19 protein-coding genes are annotated in these 17,085 nt (G+C 44.7%); 9 read left to right on the top strand and 10 right to left on the bottom strand.

Annotated elements, in window-relative coordinates; all coding sequences use genetic code 11:
- Nucleotides 1–1,206: diaminopimelate decarboxylase (gene lysA, locus RMO79_RS03090; RefSeq protein ID WP_310481591.1), on the top strand; the 1,206-nt coding region annotated here is incomplete at its 5' end.
- A gap of 352 nt (nt 1,207–1,558) precedes the next feature.
- Here the strand turns inward: lysA and RMO79_RS03095 are convergent.
- The 7 genes from RMO79_RS03095 to RMO79_RS03125 all read right to left on the bottom strand — a co-directional run bounded on the left by RMO79_RS03095 (nt 1,559) and on the right by RMO79_RS03125 (nt 5,364).
- Nucleotides 1,559–1,711, bottom strand: a complete 153-nt coding sequence (locus RMO79_RS03095; RefSeq protein ID WP_310481592.1) for a hypothetical protein — start codon at nt 1,709–1,711, stop codon at nt 1,559–1,561.
- An 88-nt stretch (nt 1,712–1,799) separates the two neighbouring features.
- Nucleotides 1,800–2,291, bottom strand: a complete 492-nt coding sequence (locus RMO79_RS03100) for a YajQ family cyclic di-GMP-binding protein (RefSeq protein WP_310481593.1) — start codon at nt 2,289–2,291, stop codon at nt 1,800–1,802.
- A gap of 111 nt (nt 2,292–2,402) precedes the next feature.
- A complete protein-coding gene (locus RMO79_RS03105) occupies nt 2,403–2,822 on the bottom strand; it encodes an MAPEG family protein (RefSeq protein WP_310481594.1) in 420 nt (139 codons plus the stop codon).
- Nucleotides 2,823–2,960: 138 nt separating this feature from the next.
- The gene (locus tag RMO79_RS03110) at nt 2,961–3,455 is read right to left on the bottom strand and encodes a DNA recombination-mediator protein A (RefSeq protein ID WP_310481595.1); all 495 of its coding nucleotides are present in this window, start codon (nt 3,453–3,455) and stop codon (nt 2,961–2,963) included.
- 247 nt (nt 3,456–3,702) lie between these two features.
- Nucleotides 3,703–4,188: a PPC domain-containing protein gene (locus RMO79_RS03115; protein ID WP_310481597.1), complete on the bottom strand. Its 486-nt coding sequence runs from the start codon at nt 4,186–4,188 to the stop codon at nt 3,703–3,705.
- Nucleotides 4,189–4,243: 55 nt separating this feature from the next.
- On the bottom strand, nt 4,244–4,720 hold the full coding sequence (lspA, locus tag RMO79_RS03120) for a signal peptidase II (protein WP_310481598.1): 477 nt from the start codon (nt 4,718–4,720) through the stop codon (nt 4,244–4,246).
- Between the two features lie 11 nt (nt 4,721–4,731).
- Entirely contained in the window at nt 4,732–5,364 is a 633-nt protein-coding gene (locus RMO79_RS03125) for a biotin transporter BioY (protein WP_310481600.1), read from the bottom strand.
- A 198-nt stretch (nt 5,365–5,562) separates the two neighbouring features.
- Here RMO79_RS03125 and psb27 point away from each other — a divergent pair, with 198 nt between their 5' ends.
- Both psb27 and RMO79_RS03135 read left to right on the top strand, forming a co-directional pair.
- The gene (psb27, locus tag RMO79_RS03130) at nt 5,563–5,964 is read left to right on the top strand and encodes a photosystem II protein Psb27 (protein ID WP_310481601.1); all 402 of its coding nucleotides are present in this window, start codon (nt 5,563–5,565) and stop codon (nt 5,962–5,964) included.
- A gap of 242 nt (nt 5,965–6,206) precedes the next feature.
- Nucleotides 6,207–7,760, top strand: coding sequence for a family 10 glycosylhydrolase (locus RMO79_RS03135; protein ID WP_310481602.1), 1,554 nt, complete (start codon nt 6,207–6,209; stop codon nt 7,758–7,760).
- 109 nt (nt 7,761–7,869) lie between these two features.
- Here the strand turns inward: RMO79_RS03135 and RMO79_RS03140 are convergent, their stop codons facing one another.
- Nucleotides 7,870–8,541, bottom strand: coding sequence for a ComF family protein (locus tag RMO79_RS03140; protein ID WP_310481603.1), 672 nt, complete (start codon nt 8,539–8,541; stop codon nt 7,870–7,872).
- A gap of 468 nt (nt 8,542–9,009) precedes the next feature.
- Here RMO79_RS03140 and RMO79_RS03145 point away from each other — a divergent pair, with 468 nt between their 5' ends.
- The 5 genes from RMO79_RS03145 to RMO79_RS03165 are packed head-to-tail and all read left to right on the top strand — an operon-like array spanning nt 9,010 to nt 13,555.
- Nucleotides 9,010–9,441 (top strand): hypothetical protein, encoded by a 432-nt coding sequence (locus tag RMO79_RS03145; RefSeq protein WP_310481604.1) that lies wholly within the window; start codon nt 9,010–9,012, stop codon nt 9,439–9,441.
- Nucleotides 9,442–9,447: 6 nt separating this feature from the next.
- Complete coding sequence (locus tag RMO79_RS03150) at nt 9,448–10,563, top strand: DegT/DnrJ/EryC1/StrS family aminotransferase (protein WP_310481605.1); 1,116 nt, start codon at nt 9,448–9,450, stop codon at nt 10,561–10,563.
- On the top strand, nt 10,560–11,408 hold the full coding sequence (locus tag RMO79_RS03155) for a methyltransferase, TIGR04325 family (protein WP_310481606.1): 849 nt from the start codon (nt 10,560–10,562) through the stop codon (nt 11,406–11,408). The genes RMO79_RS03150 and RMO79_RS03155 overlap by 4 nt, the downstream gene beginning before the upstream one ends.
- Nucleotides 11,409–11,416: 8 nt before the next feature.
- Nucleotides 11,417–12,184, top strand: a complete 768-nt coding sequence (locus RMO79_RS03160) for a class I SAM-dependent methyltransferase (protein WP_310481607.1) — start codon at nt 11,417–11,419, stop codon at nt 12,182–12,184.
- Nucleotides 12,185–13,555 carry a glycosyltransferase family 1 protein gene (locus RMO79_RS03165; protein ID WP_310481608.1) on the top strand — a complete coding sequence of 457 codons (1,371 nt, stop codon included), beginning with the start codon at nt 12,185–12,187 and terminating at the stop codon, nt 13,553–13,555.
- A gap of 164 nt (nt 13,556–13,719) precedes the next feature.
- On the opposite strand, the gene RMO79_RS03170 is transcribed toward RMO79_RS03165, so the two are convergent.
- The gene (locus RMO79_RS03170) at nt 13,720–14,229 is read right to left on the bottom strand and encodes a nuclear transport factor 2 family protein (protein WP_310481609.1); all 510 of its coding nucleotides are present in this window, start codon (nt 14,227–14,229) and stop codon (nt 13,720–13,722) included.
- 77 nt (nt 14,230–14,306) lie between these two features.
- The gene (locus RMO79_RS03175) at nt 14,307–14,795 is read right to left on the bottom strand and encodes a transcriptional regulator, SarA/Rot family (RefSeq protein ID WP_310481610.1); all 489 of its coding nucleotides are present in this window, start codon (nt 14,793–14,795) and stop codon (nt 14,307–14,309) included.
- Nucleotides 14,796–14,974: 179 nt separating this feature from the next.
- On the opposite strand from RMO79_RS03175, the gene RMO79_RS03180 reads away from it, so the two are divergent.
- Nucleotides 14,975–16,876, top strand: coding sequence for a GTPase (locus RMO79_RS03180; protein ID WP_310481611.1), 1,902 nt, complete (start codon nt 14,975–14,977; stop codon nt 16,874–16,876).
- The last annotated feature ends 209 nt before the right edge of the window (nt 16,877–17,085 follow it).

Below are 17,085 nucleotides of genomic sequence, written 5' to 3' on the forward strand. Positions count from 1 at the left end.
ATCCTCGACGAGCAATCGGTACGCACCGCCTGTAGACAATATCGAGATGGGTGGCAGAACTATTATCCTGGCGAATCTCTGGTAATATATGCCTCAAAAGCATGGAGTTGTCTGGCTGTATGTGCGATCGCCTGTAGTGAAGGTTTGGGTATCGATGCGGTATCTGGTGGCGAAATTCTGACAGCGATTAAAGCTGGTGTGAGTGCCGAAAATATCTACTTCCACGGTAATAATAAATCAGTCGCCGAACTCGAACTGGCAATCTCTAAAAATTGTCGCATCATTGCCGATAACTGGCTCGAACTCGAACATATTGCCAATATCGCCAGCGTCGCGGGTAAAAATGTCCCCGTGATGATTCGACTCACGCCAGGAATCGAGTGTCACACGCACGAATATATCCGCACCGGACATTTAGACAGTAAATTTGGTTTCGATCCCAATCAACTCGATGAAGTCTTCACCTGGTTGAGCAAACAACCACATATTACCTGTATCGGCGTTCATGCCCACATTGGTTCTCAAATCTTCGAGCAACAACCCCACCAAGATCTCGCAGGCGTGATGGTGGAATGGTACAAACTCGCCCTCAGCCACGGTTTACCCATCAGCGAAATTAATGTCGGCGGTGGCTTAGGCATTAAATACACCGAAGCCGACGATCCCCAAAGCATCGACGAGTGGGTAAAAAACGTCGCTACTGCCCTCAAAATCGCCTGTGAGGCACATGGAATCGCCTACCCTCGCGTTCTATCCGAACCCGGTCGATCTTTGATTGGCAGCAGTTGTATCACCGCCTACACCGTCGGCGGGAATAAAACCGTCCCCGGTATTCGTACCTATATCAGCATCGATGGTGGCATGTCCGATAATCCTCGCCCAATTACTTATCAATCTCAATATCGAGCGATAATTGCGAATAAAATGTCCGCACCGATGACCGAAACAGTGACGATCGCCGGGAAGCATTGCGAATCGGGTGATATTCTCATTAAAGATGCCCAAATTGCCAGTTCTGCACCTGGAGATATCTTAGTAGTCCCTGCGACAGGTGCCTATAACTATAGTATGTCTTCTAACTATAATCGCATCACCCGTCCGGCTGCGGTATTAGTCAATAATGGCGAAGCAAATATCATCATCCAACGCGAAAATTACGACGATCTCTTACGATTCGACAGGTTGCCAGAACGGTTAGTAAAGTAGCTAAATATTGCACTCGATCGATTGGCATCGGTGGGAACTGAATCGATCGAGCGAATCTAGTATTGTAAATGAAACAGATCGTAACCGACTGTAAAAAGTCAATTACTATCTGAATTTGCAGGAATTAGACGGTTTAGTGAAGCTCGTAAATCAGAAGTAAATTTATAAAGATCGTTTAAATCTTCAATCGGTTGTTTTGTCTCTTTTGCACTATCGTCTAGAAAGCCAATATATTTTTGTTTGGAATTAAACCAAAGACGGCAAAGAGTCTTTGTTGGCTTGCCATCCAGACATACTCCAAAATATTTTTGAGTGTCTTTATATTGAATTCGATTTGGTTCTACAACTTCTCTCAGTAGAGATTTAATAATAAAAAATCCTTTGCACTAAGCAATGGCATAATAAAAGCATTTTTAGTAGCTTCTTCTGTCTGAATTTGGTCGCGTAGTTTCGATATTTGTTCGCTGATTTGCTTAATTCGATCGATAAAGTCCATTGTCTTCACAAGTATAAAATGTATACTTAGAATGCCCTAGAGTGAATGACAAGTAACATTTGAATATAACAAATTCAACATTCTATCGAATTAAATTTTAACGATAGTTAGTAAATTGTAAGGCAACTGGCAGCTCTTCCTGCTTCAACCTTTGCATTACTCCTTGCAATTCGTCTTTATCTTTTGCCGTAACGCGAACGACATCGCCTTGAATTGAGGGTTGAACTTTTTTAAATTCGTCCCGAATTAGTTTAGAAATCTGTTTGGCAATTTCTTGACTGATGCCTTTTTTAAGGGTAATTTCTTGACGAACTCGATTGCCGCTGGCTGAGTCGATATTACCGTAGTCAAAGATTTTTAGGGATAAATTGCGTTTGATAGCTTTTGACTGGAGCATATCATGAACGGCAGTGAGGGTCATTTCACTGGCTGTATTGATGGTAATCTTATCTTCTGCTAGTTCTACAGTCGTCTGAGTATCTTTGAGATCGTAACGACTGATAATCTCGCGATTGGTTTGATCCAGCGCATTGACTAGTTCCTGACGATCGAAATCGCTGACAATATCAAAAGAAAAGGTAGATGCCATAAATGTGATTAGGTATTAGGTATTAGGTATTAGTAAAATTAAATAAATCATCGAACTTGTATTTTAAGTGCAGTCTCTAAAGTCTAAAGCCTAAAGCCTAAAACCTAAAACCTAATTCATTGTGCTGGTGATGCTCATCGACATGAGAGTGAAAATTGCCACCGAACCGACTCCAAACATTAAAGATCGACCGATTGGGAAATTAATGATATAAAAGATTGAGTAAAATAGGCGGGCTGCTGTAAAACCGATCGCACAATTTATTACCGTCGCCGAACTTTGCTTGGTTGCATATGCCATTAAGGCTGCCACACTATACAGTATAAATGCTTCCCAAGAGTTTTGATGCGCCCAAGTTGCGCGTTTGCCATAGTCTGGCAATTTATCAAATGCTGCGCGGGGAGCGGAAATATCGAACCCGACTTGAAAGCGGGTAATTGCTACTACTAAGTAGGGAAAATAGACTAAAGCTGCCGCAGCCGCGATCGAGCCGAGTAAAATGGTGGAGGTAGAAAGGTTGGCAAAATTCATAACAGCAGTTGGCGGCGGGGAATATTAAATTAAATTTAGGGGGTAGATGGGTGAGTGAGGAAAGAGGAAAAGCCGCATCCGCACGAACATTTGCCGATTGGGGTGGAAAATCGATACCCACTGGGTATCGATGCCACATCAGTCGAAATAAAATAAGGTGACGATCTTGCGTTGTTCTTCCGCTTCGTGACAAGTTTGTAGCAACGTATCGCTATCGTGGAAGGCAAAACAGATTAACTGTTGACAGCGAGAAACGATTTCTTGATTGCATAGCGCGCTGGCTTCGCCTAGCGATAATGCATCGTTACCTGGATTTTCTACCAGGTGCATCACATTCAACAATTGATCTTGAGACTCGCGCGGTTGACGCGCTAGACTTTGAGGTAGAATTACTGTCAGCATGTCGCGATCGGCTCTAATAGCCCCGCGAATTGCCGCAGAATTGGTACCAGTAGCACCAGAGGTAATCAAGCGGTTGCCGGATAGTACTAGTGCATAGCTCATCATCTCGATCAGATGCTGATGAGTTAATGGGACGTGGCGGGAACCCAGCAGGGCAATTTTCTTGGAGCCAGTCTGTTGAATCGTAGCTAGTTCCTGGGCTAGGGTATCGATGTCAGATACGTTAATCAAAGACGGTGCATGGCTTAACAACTTTGTTATTTTAGCATAACGGCGAGTTGGGAGCAGCGATCGATACTGGCAACCGCAATTCTCACTTTAAAACTCTCACGCGATTTTATCGCTTCAATCTTGGCGATTGTTGACGACATCATGCGGATTACAGCAGTTTTATTTTTAAAAACCAGCCTCAGATCCGGTCTCAATTTTCATCATGAGAATTGCTGTACTGGTAAAGTCAGCGCGAGAGTCTGGAAAATTACTTTAATTTACTGACTTTGAGTTTGAATTCTCCGCTACTAGTTTCACCAAAACCTTGAACGCGGACGGTATAGGTACCACTATCTTTAATTCTCGTAAATAGTAAAGAATTGCTGGTACCATCGGGGCCATCATCATTTTTACCGACATTTTTACCTTCGGCAGTTAATAAAATTACGACTGTATCGAATGATTCTGAAGTCACATCGATCGCAACTTGATCGCCAGCCGTTAATTTAATGGCATAATCTCTAGCAAATCCACCATCGCCAGTGGGAATATCTCGATCGGATAAAGTATCTTTAGCTTCGCCATTGGCAGGTAGTTGAATCGGGGTGTAAACAAACTTACTCAGGCTGAGTTTACCAGGAGTTTCTATTTGGTTGCGGGGACTCGCACTAGCACTGTTCATCCACATTCCCGCTCCTAAAATGCTCGTGATGATAAGTAGACAGCCAGTCCGAATTTGATGTAGCGTTGACATATGCATAGGGGTTGACGATCGATAGATGCTGCTAAAAAAGATTGAGTTGCACTAATTAACGCGGATTAGATCTGGGAGATCGATCGACTAAGCCATGAATTAATAAGCAAATAATCCCAATATTAATCGAGATATCCGCCCAGTTAAAGATCGCAAAATTAATAATCCGCAGATCGATAAAATCTACCACAGAGCCGCCAAAAAATAAGCGATCGATCCCGTTGCCGACTGCACCTGCTAGAATTAGCCCGAATCCTAATTGTTCCCAAATATTACTGAAAGTTTTCACGACCCCAATCCCAACTAAGATGACACTTACCACTAAAGATAGCCACCGCAGCCACGGCTGTCCTTCGAGGATACTAAAAGCAGCCCCATGATTGCGGATATAGGTAAAGTGGAAGACATTGGGAATAATCGGGATTGATGTGCGCTCGACTTGTAAATAAGCCACAATCGCCCGTTTGCTGAGGATATCGATCGCAATGTTGATAATCGCCGCCAACCAAAAATAATAATTCTTAATTCTCATCTCACCCAATATTAATAAAACATGATTTTTCTCACGGTAAATGCGATAAACGCCGCCGTACAAGCTAGAACGACCTGACCGAGAAAAGGATAAATTGAATAAGTAGTAATGAGATCTAACAATTTAAATCCGCCTAATTCTTGCCAATTAATCAACTGAAAGCCAATTAAATAACTAATGCCGATCGTATGAATAGTTAACAATCCGCACAAACAACTCAATCCTAAGTATTCTAATGGTGGCGTGGACGAACTGAGACGAGTAACGGCATCTGGGCTAGAGATGCGTCGAAAGGCTAACTGTCCGCACACCCAAGCACCGGGGATAAATGCTAGCAAATAACCAAAAGCAGGCTTCTGAAGATATTCAATACCACCACCATCATTAAAGATTTTAAGCCATAACAATCCCAGTAATAAATAGGCAATTTGCGTCAACACTCCTGTCGTTCTCCCGCCCAAACAACTGACTAATAATACCGCCCCAACTTGACATTTAAACCCGGTAGGATAGGCAGTAATCCCTTCCCCGAACCATTGCCACGGCGAACTGGTAACATAGGCAGGTAGAAAGTTTGCACCGATCGTTAGAAATAAGCCAACAATCGTCCACATGAAAATATAAGGGCGAGAAACTCTAGTCACGATCGGCATGTTGGTAGCAATGCGGTTAATTACGTTAATCGTTGTCTATCGATCGACAATAGTCAAGCCCAACCAAATATCCAAATCGTGCGGGCAAACCCCAGATGCTGACGACAGAACCCGATTCCACCATTTTCGATCGGATTCGCGCTAGGATGGACAGTAGTTTTGGAGTTTTTAATTTTTAAGTTATTAATTATGTTTAAGCGTCTGTGGTCGCAGTTATTTGCGTTAGTGCTAGTTGTCGTCGTTGGTTTAGCTGGCTGTTCTGCTAGCTCTGGTGGACTAGTTGGTAATTATCGTCAGGATACAATGACCGTCCTCAATAGTATGAAAGCTGTACTAGAGTTGCCAGATGACTCCCCAGACAAGCCTGCCGCGCAGTCACTGGCACGTCTAAACATCAACGATTTTTCTGCTCGTTACCGTCAAGATCCCGCTTTGACAAAATTAAGCTCGTTTACGAGTATGCGGACTGCGCTTAATTCTCTCGCCGCTCACTACGCTGCTTATCCAAATCGTCCCTTACCAGAAAAGCTCAAAACTAGTTTAGAACAAAAATTCAAGCAAATCGAGCTAGCATTACAACGTGGGGCATAAGAGCGGGGAGCGGGGAGCGAAAAGTGCGTTCTTGGGGTTTCCCCAAAAAAAGCACCTTTTCAAGACAGCGGGGAGAAAGGGAGCTAGATCTGGATCGATCTGTAGTGCTTAGATATGAGTTGGAACTTTCTCACCAAATCATCTGTCCGAAATATCTATTGAAGGAGAAGTTAATCTGTCGATTGACTTCTCCTTCGATCCGTAAGAGGATAAATTATTCTACCCCGACCCCGATCGATAATATGGAATGTACGCCACATAAACATCTTCCCGTCTCTTTACTGGGGTGGTATCGTCAGCAGTGGCGGCAAAAATTATTACTGGGATTATTTACCACAGGGAGCATCATCGGGCAAGGATATTCCGCCCCCGCCACTCTCGCTCAGAGCAAATTGAGTACGGATTATTGCCATATTCCCGCAGCAGAAGTCAGTGCGAAAAATGCCCTGCGAGCAGCCGCTAAAAAAGGAGATCGCAATAGTCAAACTAAATACAGCGAAATCGTCAAAAAGCATTCCACCTATATCGAACAGTGTCGCCAGAAAAGTTGGTTGAAAACTCAAGCAATTTGGATTAGGCTTTATCCCTGCGATACTCGCCCTGGCGACTTAGAAGAAATTTTCGATCGGATGGTCGATAAAGGCTATAACCAAGTCTATGTCGCTACATTTTATGGTAAAGCACTCCTCCCCCGATCGAGCAATCGTACTGCCTGGAATTCGGTATTAAACACCAGAAGTACCGATAAAACCGATTTACTCGCCGACTCCATCCAACGCGGGCGCGAACGCGGCTTAAAAGTTTATGCGTGGATGTATAGCCTTAACTTTGGGCCAGAATATGGCGTAACGCCTGAAGGACAATCTGCCGTCGCTCTCAACGGACGGGGAGAAACCACGCTCTTTGCAGGGGAAGAAGGCTTTCAAAAATCTCCAGACGGTAACACTGGCTCGGTATTATTTGTCGATCCTTACAGTAGCAAAGCCAGAACCGATTACGAGCAAATCGTCCGCGAGGTCGTCGCCCGCAAACCCGATGGGATTTTATTCGATTATATCCGCTTCCCACGGGGACAAGGTGCTCAATCGATCGCCAGCCAAGTCAAAGATTTATGGATCTATGGCGACGAATCGCGACAAGCCCTCACCGCTCTGGCCCAAAATCAAAAAGGTACCGATACGATCGATCGCTTTTTGAATAAAGGTACTATTACTATTAACGACCTCAAGGAGCTGGATAAACTCTACCCCAACGAATCACCCCTGTGGCAGGGTCGCATCCCCTTAGAGAACGAAATTAGCATGTCCTACGAGGAGAAATTACCCTGGATCGAGTGGGATTTATGGCAACTAACCCTCGCTCATGCCAGTCAAGGAGTCGTCAGTTTTCTGCAACGTGCAGCCACCCCCGTCGAACAGCAACGGATTAAATCTGGGTCGGTATTTTTCCCTGAAGCCAATCAACCAGTCGGTCGCAGAGGATACGATTCGCGGTTGCAACCTTGGGATCGATTTACGACAAACGAGTGGCATCCGATGGCGTATGCCACCTGCAATCGCAGTGATTGTATCGTCGAGCAAGTTCGCCGCGTCTTGAGTTTTGCGCCAACCACCACCGATGTGGTACCCGCCCTAGCGGGAAATTGGGGCAAACCGGGCGAAGGTCGTCCGTCGCTAGAAGATCAAATGGATGGCATCCATCGCAATCTACCCCAAATTCGCTCCATCAGTCACTTTGCCTTTTCTTGGCAAGAGCCAGAGATGGATTATTATCGCAGTTCTTGTCAGTTGAAATGAGGGAATAGTGGATAGTGGATAGTGAATTTTAAACGCAAGCGTCCCCCTGTCTCCTCGTCCCCCCGTCGCCCCGTCTCCCAGTCTCCCCGTCTCCCTGTCCCCCCATCAACTAATCCAGAACTACAGTAGAGACTACGGCGACACCGCAGACGTTAATATCGATCGATCTTAATGCTAATGCAGCCGATCGAACTGTGGCACCTGTGGTGTAAATATCATCGACTAATAAGACCGAATCGCCTGGTTTTAAAGACGAACGCACCAATGCGAAGGCATCGGCGACATTTTCTTGACGTGCCGACTTAGATAGTCCAAATTGCGCGGTTGTCGATCGAGTTCGGTGTAAACTCAGATCTAATTTAACACCTGTAGCCCGACTAAAACCCCGCGCTATAAGTTCGGCTTGATTGAAGCCACGACTGATAAGTTTATCGGGATGGAGCGGAATGGGGACGAGGATTAATTTATTTGGGAGAGCTACAGGTGGCGATTTTTGCCAACTAGCAGCTAACCATTCTCCGTAGATATTGCCGATCGAGCGATGACCATCGTATTTTAACTTAGCCATCGATCTTTTAACCGCGCCTGCATATTTTCCCCAGGCAAATACTGGTAAATCGCCCTGCCAAGACTGAGCCGGATCTAGTAATTGACACTCTTGTAGTTGGCGATGGCAATATTTACAAAAAGTATCGGTAGCAGTGCGATCGCACAACGGACAATTAGGCTTGAGAAATAGATTTAGGGCTTGCTCTCTGAATGGTTTCCAAAAACTAGGCATTAGCTTTGTATTGTATGATGCTTATAAAGATACATTCGGACGATGCACATCGCGCAATTATCAATTAAGCAATATTTTTTCGGTAGATAGTTACAAAAAAATATCGAATTATGATTATGCCCAAATCTAGCTGGTGGCTGCTATCCAGTCTCGGTCGTAATTGTATTCAGCTCTCGATCGCCGCATAAAGATTTACCAACAGAATGCAGTCTGGCTGGGCGCATGGTGTCTTTAACTACCCACAATATTCATGGTTTTGGCTGATGACAACTAGCCAAAACATTTGGTAATCTTACTACCAAAAAATCATGGGTGCGGATTTATACGTTTCCATTTAAAGTGATGCATTACACTAAATAATGCTAATCCGACCGCGCAACGCTTTCATGACAGCATCGAATCGGATTTGACGATCGAGAACAAATAGCATAGGCAGACATTACATGCTGTCAGAGGTAAACACTTGAAATGATAGAACAAATTATCGATCGAAATCAGCTTCTGGCTCTAATTGTTTCCGACAAATTCGACAAACCGGGCACTCATTTCTTTACAGACAATTCGCTGTCGCAACAATTAGCTTACATGCATCATCCCGCAGGGAAAGTGATTCAGCCCCACATTCACAAACCCGTTCCGCGAGAAGTCGAGTATACGCAGGAAGTATTATTTATTAAAAAAGGTAAGCTGCGGGTAGATTTATACGATAGTCTCCAGCAGTATATTGCCAGCCGGATCTTGGTCGCAGGAGATGTAATTTTGTTAGCTACAGGCGGTCATGGTTTTGAAGTTATTGAAGAAGTCGAGATGATTGAGGTCAAGCAAGGCCCTTATGTGGGAGATCGAGATCGAACTTCTTTTGTGGGCATTTCCGCCGCGCAGTCTAAGATTACAGGCTAGTTAGTTGTGAATTTTATTCCAGTTAACGAACCCTTATTAGATGGCAACGAGCAGAAATATTTAGCCGAGTGTATTGAAACTGGTTGGATTTCGTCGGAAGGGCCATTTGTCAAAAAATTTGAAGCTCAATTTGCGGCTAGTGTCGATCGTAAATATGGTATTGCCGTTAGTAATGGTTCTGGTGCTTTAGATATTGCGATCGTGGCTTTGGGAATCGGTTGCGGCGACGAAGTAATTTTACCAACCTTTACGATTATCTCATGTGCGGCGGCGATCGTCCGGGCGGGAGCGACCCCTGTCGTGGTAGATGCCGATCCTGCAACCTGGAATATGGATGTCAGCCAGATCGAGGCAAAAATTACCCCTCAGACTAAAGCCATTATGGTGGTGCATATTTATGGATTGCCAGTAGAGATGGATGAAATCTCGCGGTTGGCGGATAAATATGGTTTATTTGTAATTGAAGATGCGGCGGAAATGCTCGGACAGACTTATAAAAACCGTCCCTGTGGGAGTTTTGGCGATCTGAGTACCTTTAGTTTTTATCCGAATAAACATGTTACCACTGGCGAAGGGGGCATCCTCGTCACTGACGATCCGCAGTTAGCCGAACGTTGTCGCTCTCTGCGAAACCTTTGTTTTCAGCCACACCAGCGATTCATCCATCAAGAACTGGGCTGGAATCTCCGCATGAGCAATCTCCATGCAGCTTTAGGAGTAGCTCAACTAGAACGATTAGACGAGTTTGTCGCGCGCAAACGGGCGATGGGTCTGCTTTATACACAATTACTAGCAGATCTACCCCAAATCGAGCTACCATTAGCCACAACTAATTATGCCCAAAACATTTATTGGGTGTATGGAATCGTCCTGAAAGATGAGGTGCCCTTTGATGCCAAAGCAGCCAGCGCGAAATTAGCAGCAGCTCAAATCGGTAGTCGCCCTTTCTTTTGGGGGATGCATGAGCAACCTGTGTTTCTCAAGATGGGCTTATTTAAGGATACAGCCTGTCCTGTCTCCGCACGATTAGCACGGCGTGGTTTCTATATCCCCAGCGGGTTGGCGTTAACTGAAGCCCAAATCGATCGAGTTAGTACGGTACTCAAGGAGATCTTGAAATGAAAGAACGGCTTAAAAATATCCCGCTGCTAAGACAGTTGTACGATCGATTTACCGAAAACAGCTATCGCCAAAAGTTTGAAACCGATGGTTATGGAGGGTTTTGGGGAGTATTTGAGACTTTTGAAGAGGCGATTAAAGCAGCACCAGCGACTAAAAAAATCGGCTACGATTGTGCCGAACTAGCCCAATCATATCAAACCATGCTCGATCGTGGTGACTGGGAAGGTAGTAAATCTGTGGTGAGATCTTTCGATTATCCGATCTTATATTGGATGGAAAAGATTCTGCAAACTAACACATTCGATTCTCCAGGGGAGAAGAGGCTACGCCAACGCCTGAATATTTTTGACTTTGGGGGCAATTTAGGCATTCATTTTTTAGCCTATTCAAAGTATCTCGATTTGCCGAATAATTTAAGCTGGGTTGTCTGCGATCTGCCCGAAATAGTTAAAGTTGGTAAGTTAAACAATCGAGATTCGCGATTGAATTTTACTACCGATTTAGAATTAGCTAGCGGGAGCGATATTTTCTTGGCATCAGGTTCGATTCAGTACGATCGAGATATCGCTGGGAGGATCGAAGCTCTAGAGCGAAAGCCCCAACATATTTTAATTAATAGAATCGGATTATATGCAGGTAAACAGATCGTGACGCTGCAAAATGGCGGTAAAGTTTTTTATGCTCAATACATATTTAATCGTCACAAATTTATTAACTCATTTGAATCGATCGGCTATAAGTTAGTCGATATCTGGGAAGATAACGTAGATAGCTGTTATATTCCATTTCACCCAGAAGTAAATGTGCCTTGCTATCATGGTCTTTATTTTAAGTTAACTAATTAAGTACGATCGTGACAATTTTTAATAACTATGCCCGTTACTATGACCTGTTATATCGAGACAAAGACTATAATGCGGAAGCTGAGTTTATCGATCGACTAATTCAGGCTCAAGCACCAAATACTAGCACAATTCTCGAACTCGGTTGCGGAACTGGTAATCACGCTCTGTTATTAGCAGAAAAGGGCTATTTTGTGCGCGGGGTAGATTTGAGCGATCGGATGTTAGCATGTGCCCAAGAGCGATCCGATCGAGCCGAGCCAGAATTGGCAGCAAGATTACAATTTAGCCAAGGCGATTTGCGAGAAGTCAGACTCGACCTTAAATTTGATGCGATCGTTTCGCTATTTCATGTAATTAGTTATCAAACCACTAATAAAGATTTACTAGCGGCATTTGAAACTGCTAAAACTCATCTCAAACCCGGTGGCATATTTATCTTTGATGTCTGGTATGGACCTGCGGTATTGAGCGATCCGCCTGTTGTCAGAATCAAACGGCTGGAAGATCGATCGATTCAAGTCACCCGCATTGCCGAACCGATAATGTATCCGAATGAAAACTTGGTAGATGTTAATTATCAAGTATTTATTAAAGATAAAGATAGTGGTGCGATCGACGAACTAACCGAAACTCATCGAATGCGGTACTTATTTAGAACCGAACTAGAATTATTGCTAAGTCAACTACAAATGTATATAATTGAAGATGGAGAGTGGCTCACGCATCATCAGCCAGGACTCAATACATGGGGAGTTTATTTTATAGTCGGGAATTAAATGAGAGTAGCTGTATTTATTAATAACTCAACTCCAGAGGGTGGGGGAAGTTATACTTTTGAAAGTCAGTTAATAGGTACCTTGTTAGAATTATGCACTGAAAGCAGGCATACATTTATTGGTTATATATCCGATCGAGAAGTACCTAATTATCTCTCAAATATTCCCATTCGGATCGTATCTCTCGATCTGACTTTAAGCCAAAAGATTACTCGTCAATTATTATTAATAGTCAAAGCTTTATTTGATAAAATCCGGCATCCTAGAAGTAAATTTGCAATTAAAAATTGGCGCGATCGGCATGTCCTAAACCTCCTAGAAGCAAATCGAATCGATTTAACTTTATCGCTAACACCTAACACCCCGACATTAGAATATCCTTATATAACTACGGTTTGGGATTTACAACACAAACTTCAATCATATTTTCCAGAAGTCAGTAAAAATGGCGAATGGGATTGCCGCGAAGAATATCATCTCAAAATGTTGAATCGGGCGGCAGCGATTATCACTGGAACGGAGACTGGCAAAGCAGAAATTGAAAGATTTTATCAAATTCCGGCGGAAAGAATTAAAGTAATTCCGATGTTTGCACCGCAACTGAGATCGAATCCAGATGGGATCGTTGGCGTTGGCGTTGGCGAAGCCTCTCGTTCGCGAAGCGTCTCGGAGAGAAGAGAAGCCTCTCGTTCGCGTTGGCGTTCGCGAAGCGTTCCGAAGGAAAGCCTCTGCCTTAGCAGAAGCGTCTCGGAGAGAAGAGAAGCCGCTGCTGGACGCGAGAATCGAGATGTAATAACTAAATACCAGCTTCCCGATCGATATTTATTTTACCCCGCTCAATTTTGGCCGCATAAAAATCATGTCGGGCTGTTATTGGCACTTAAATGCTTGCAGGAAAAATATAATTTAGAGGTGCCGTTAGTATTAGTCGGTGCTGATAAAGGGAATGAACCATATATTAAAGCAATGGTCAAAAAACTCGATCTGTCGGCACGAGTCTATTTTTTAGGGTTTGTGCCGCTACAGGACATGGCAGCACTCTACCGCAATGCTTTTGCGATGACTTTCGTGACATTTTTTGGCCCTGATAATTTACCGCCATTAGAAGCAATGGCTTTAGGCTGTCCGACGATCGCATCTAATGTATCGGGGGCACAAGAACAACTCGGCGATGCGGCTTTACTAGTAGATCCCAAACAGCCGGAAGAAATTGCAGCGGCGATTCATGCTTTATTTACAGATGCTACTTTACGTCAAAACAAGATCGAGCTGGGCTTGAAAAGAGCGTATCGGTGGAATTCCAAAGATTATATTCGAGAAATTTTCACCATGCTCGATGATTTTGAAGCCATCAGACGCTGTTGGCAGTAGCCTGTGGGCTAAAATAGCCCAACGTGCCAAAATGTACAAGTGCAACTCAAACCGTTACTAGCTATGCTTTTTAGCCAGGAATTGGTTCACCTTCATCTTGAATCGCCTTGTGCCAGTAAGTCGGAGCGGGGAGCGGGGAAGATTAGAATCGGTATCGAGATCGATTAACTCATCCGCACTGGACTAGAAACATGTTCGTGAAGAATAACCCAGCGATCGTCTTGTTTTTCCCAAACCATTGAAGCATGTGCATGTTCGGCATATTTTTTCCCAGTCTGCCGATCTGTAAATTCAGTTTGGAAAGTGAATGTCGTTAGTCCCATTTTACCGTCAGTATTAATTTTGAGATTATCATCGATCGCGGTTTTCGAGTGTGTGGCTGCTTGCATTGTGGGTTCCCATAGATGCTGAAAGCTTTGATAGCTTTGGGTTACGGTTCCAGCAGGAGAAAGCGTGTCAAATTCCAAAAAATCATCGGTTTTAACATACAAATTGTCTACGCGATCCATTGAAAACGGCGTATCTCCCGAACTCCATCCTTTCTCCCAGGCTGCCACACCCTGTTTGAGCAGCTCGATATCATTGGGCACTGCCTGAGCTGGTTGCATCGACCATAGGCTCAGGATGGCGATTAACAGCATAGCGAAGATCGATCGGCGTAATGTTTTCATCATATATTTTCCTTCTGCGGATATTCCTTAAAACAAATAAAGTGCGGAACAGAAACCTTGCCAATCTGAATGACAGAGCTTTAGGGTTTGAGCCGTGCTGCCACTAGTAGCTGATTCAATAATTCGAGCTGTTCTGGACTGAGGTGTCCGAGCTGACTTTGATGCAACTTCCAGATCGCGGGATCTAGTAGTTGAATGAGATTGAGTCCAGCTTGAGTTACTCGCACTAGCACGACTCGCCGATCTTGTCGATCTCGATCGCGATCGAGCAGATCATCTTTTTGTAAGCGATCGACCAGGCGAGTGATGTCAGGATCTCGTGCCACCATGTATTGAGCGATCGACTGACTTGGCATTCCAATTGCGCCAACTCTGGCAACCACTTTCAACACGTTATAGAGCGGTTGGGAGATTTGGTGCTGTTTGAACAGTTCTGCTACCTCATCGCTCAGTGCAGCATGAGTCCGCACGAGATTGAGATATACTTCCTGTTCGGCGATCTCAAATGGCTCAGATGCGCCCAGTTCTTGTTGGAGAGTGGAATACTTTGACACTATTGTTTCGCTCATAGCCTAATTGTACCTTTCAACAATAATCGTGTCAACAAGTATTCTGCGCGCTCAAAAGTACTTTTTTCATAATAGCTACGCTCCAACTCTTTTGAGGCAAGATCGTCGCAGCCGAAACTGGTAAAATTTGGCTAGAGTCTAGGCTGGAATGTAGTTATCCCTATCTCTAAATCGTTGATATGCAATTGAAACCTTGGCAGTGGGTCATTCTAGTATCGCCGATCGCGAGTGTGGTCATTTTCTTGCTGGTTGCTGCTGGAGTCAAAATTCATGAGTGGGGCATTAACTGGATTTGGGGGGTATTTACCCTTCTATTGCTGGGTTGGCGGTGGTTGTTGGTGCGGTGGAGTAAGTCGAGTATCGATCGTGGTGCGGATGCGATCGCCGCAGCGAGTCGGGAATTAGCTACGATTACCGCTAATGCTACGCCACTTGCTGGAGATACAGCCGATCGAGTTACGACGATCTTGCAACAGGTACTCGCAGATTCGCAACAAGATCGACCGATTTGGGAAGATTGGACGACATTTTGGCAGCGATGTCAGGAATTAATCGTTGCCATTGCCAAGATTTATCATCCCGAAGTTAAGTATCCGCTGTTGAATATTTATGTGACTCAGGCGTATGGCTTGATTCGGGGTACCACGGATGATATGGATGCCTGGATGCAGAAACTCGCACCAGCATTAGATCGCGTCACGATCGCTCAGACGTATGAAGCCTACGAGACATATCAAAAATTGGCACCATCGGCTCAAAAATTGCTCAAGGTGTGGAACTGGGCGCAATGGGTACTCAATCCCGTCGCTGCGATCGCCAAACGTGCCACCAAGGAATCCTCCAGTCTTGCCGATCGACAGTTGTTGGTCAATTTGGGTCAACTGACTCGTGAAGCTGCCTTAACGAACCTCTGTCGTCAGGCTGTGGCTTTATATAGTGGCAAGATTGAATCTTTACCATCGCCCGTGAGTCAGAGTCCGGCTGTGGCTACTACCCAAACGCTCAGAGATATTTTAGTTAGTGCCGAACCACCAGAGCGAATCGATCGAAAACCGATCGATATTCTACTCGTCGGGCGGACGGGGGCAGGTAAAAGCAGTCTGATTAATACCTTATTTCAGTCAGAACTAGCTCTAGTCGATGTCTTGCCTAGTACTGACAAAATTCAAAATTATCAGTGGCAAGCCAGTGGCGAACGCCTGACGCTGTGGGATAGCCCTGGTTACGAGCAAGCCAGTCGAGCGGATTTGCGATCGCAGGTACTTAATTATGCGGCAACTACCGATTTACTCTTATTAGTTACCCCCGCGCTCGATCCGGCATTGCAGATGGATCTAGACTTTTTGCAGGAGTTAAAGAGCGGACATGCCGACTTACCGATCGTGGTAATTGTAACTCAAGTCGATCGGGTGCGACCGCTGCGGGAGTGGGAACCGCCCTATGATTGGCAATGGGGAACTCGTCCTAAAGAAGTCGCCATTCGGGAGGCTACCGCCTACCGGAGTGAGTTTTTGGGTGAATACTGCGATTTAGTGTTACCGCTAGTTAATGCCGATGCCAGTCTGGGGCGGTTGGCTTGGGGCATCGATACATTATCATTAGCTCTGCTCGATAAAATCGAACCCAGCAAACAAATCCGACTGGCACGGTTTTTAAGCAACCTCGACGTGCGGATTGTCGCGGCGGCAGGTATTATCGATCGCTATAGCATTCAGATGACCACAACTCAGGGACTCACCCAACTGCTCAAAAGTCCCGTATTAGAGTTTATCTCTACCCTCACCACCGGATCTCCCGCGCTGGCGCAATTGCTCGTCGCCCAGATTCCCATCGAGCAGTTACCTGTAGTCATCGGTAAATTGCAAATGGCGTACGACTTGCACTCACTATTAAATACCAGCCAGTCAAAATCGATAAACTTCGATCTGCTGGCACTATGGCCATTATTACTCGATAACTCCGCCGCCCCCAACAAAAATGCCTATGCTTTCGGTCATGCACTGCTAGAATACTGGACGCAATCGCTGACAGCCCAGCAATTCCGATCGCGGTTTGACTATTATCTAAAATCGCATATCTAGGTCTAACTCTTGCTGCAAAAGGGTTTGAGTAGGTAGTTGAGATCGATTTTAATTTAATTTCGCTAAGTTTCGGGAAAGCCAGATGAGAGATATGTAGTTATAGATACGAACGCAACAGACACAAACTACACCGAACAGTTAAGCCAGTAAAAACTCAGATTAAAGTTGAAATTAAATCTCGAACTTTTACGAAATTAACCCGCCAAGAT

The organism is Chamaesiphon sp. VAR_48_metabat_403 (assembly GCF_031422475.1).
GTDB lineage: Bacteria > Cyanobacteriota > Cyanobacteriia > Cyanobacteriales > Chamaesiphonaceae > Chamaesiphon.

Bases quoted from the DNA above. Each gene is read 5' to 3' on its own strand.
- RMO79_RS03165 (WP_310481608.1), top strand. From the start codon at position 12,185: ATGAGAGTAGCTGTATTTATTAATAACTCAACTCCAGAGGGTGGGGGA.
- RMO79_RS03135 (WP_310481602.1), top strand. From the start codon at position 6,207: ATGGAATGTACGCCACATAAACATCTTCCCGTCTCTTTACTGGGGTGG.
- RMO79_RS03115 (WP_310481597.1), bottom strand. From the start codon at position 4,188: ATGTCAACGCTACATCAAATTCGGACTGGCTGTCTACTTATCATCACG.
- RMO79_RS03170 (WP_310481609.1), bottom strand. From the start codon at position 14,229: ATGATGAAAACATTACGCCGATCGATCTTCGCTATGCTGTTAATCGCC.
- RMO79_RS03180 (WP_310481611.1), top strand. From the start codon at position 14,975: ATGCAATTGAAACCTTGGCAGTGGGTCATTCTAGTATCGCCGATCGCG.
- RMO79_RS03145 (WP_310481604.1), top strand. From the start codon at position 9,010: ATGATAGAACAAATTATCGATCGAAATCAGCTTCTGGCTCTAATTGTT.
- RMO79_RS03105 (WP_310481594.1), bottom strand. From the start codon at position 2,822: ATGAATTTTGCCAACCTTTCTACCTCCACCATTTTACTCGGCTCGATC.
- RMO79_RS03140 (WP_310481603.1), bottom strand. From the start codon at position 8,541: ATGCCTAGTTTTTGGAAACCATTCAGAGAGCAAGCCCTAAATCTATTT.
- RMO79_RS03155 (WP_310481606.1), top strand. From the start codon at position 10,560: ATGAAAGAACGGCTTAAAAATATCCCGCTGCTAAGACAGTTGTACGAT.
- RMO79_RS03175 (WP_310481610.1), bottom strand. From the start codon at position 14,795: ATGAGCGAAACAATAGTGTCAAAGTATTCCACTCTCCAACAAGAACTG.
- psb27 (WP_310481601.1), top strand. From the start codon at position 5,563: ATGTTTAAGCGTCTGTGGTCGCAGTTATTTGCGTTAGTGCTAGTTGTC.
- RMO79_RS03100 (WP_310481593.1), bottom strand. From the start codon at position 2,291: ATGGCATCTACCTTTTCTTTTGATATTGTCAGCGATTTCGATCGTCAG.
- lspA (WP_310481598.1), bottom strand. From the start codon at position 4,720: ATGAGAATTAAGAATTATTATTTTTGGTTGGCGGCGATTATCAACATT.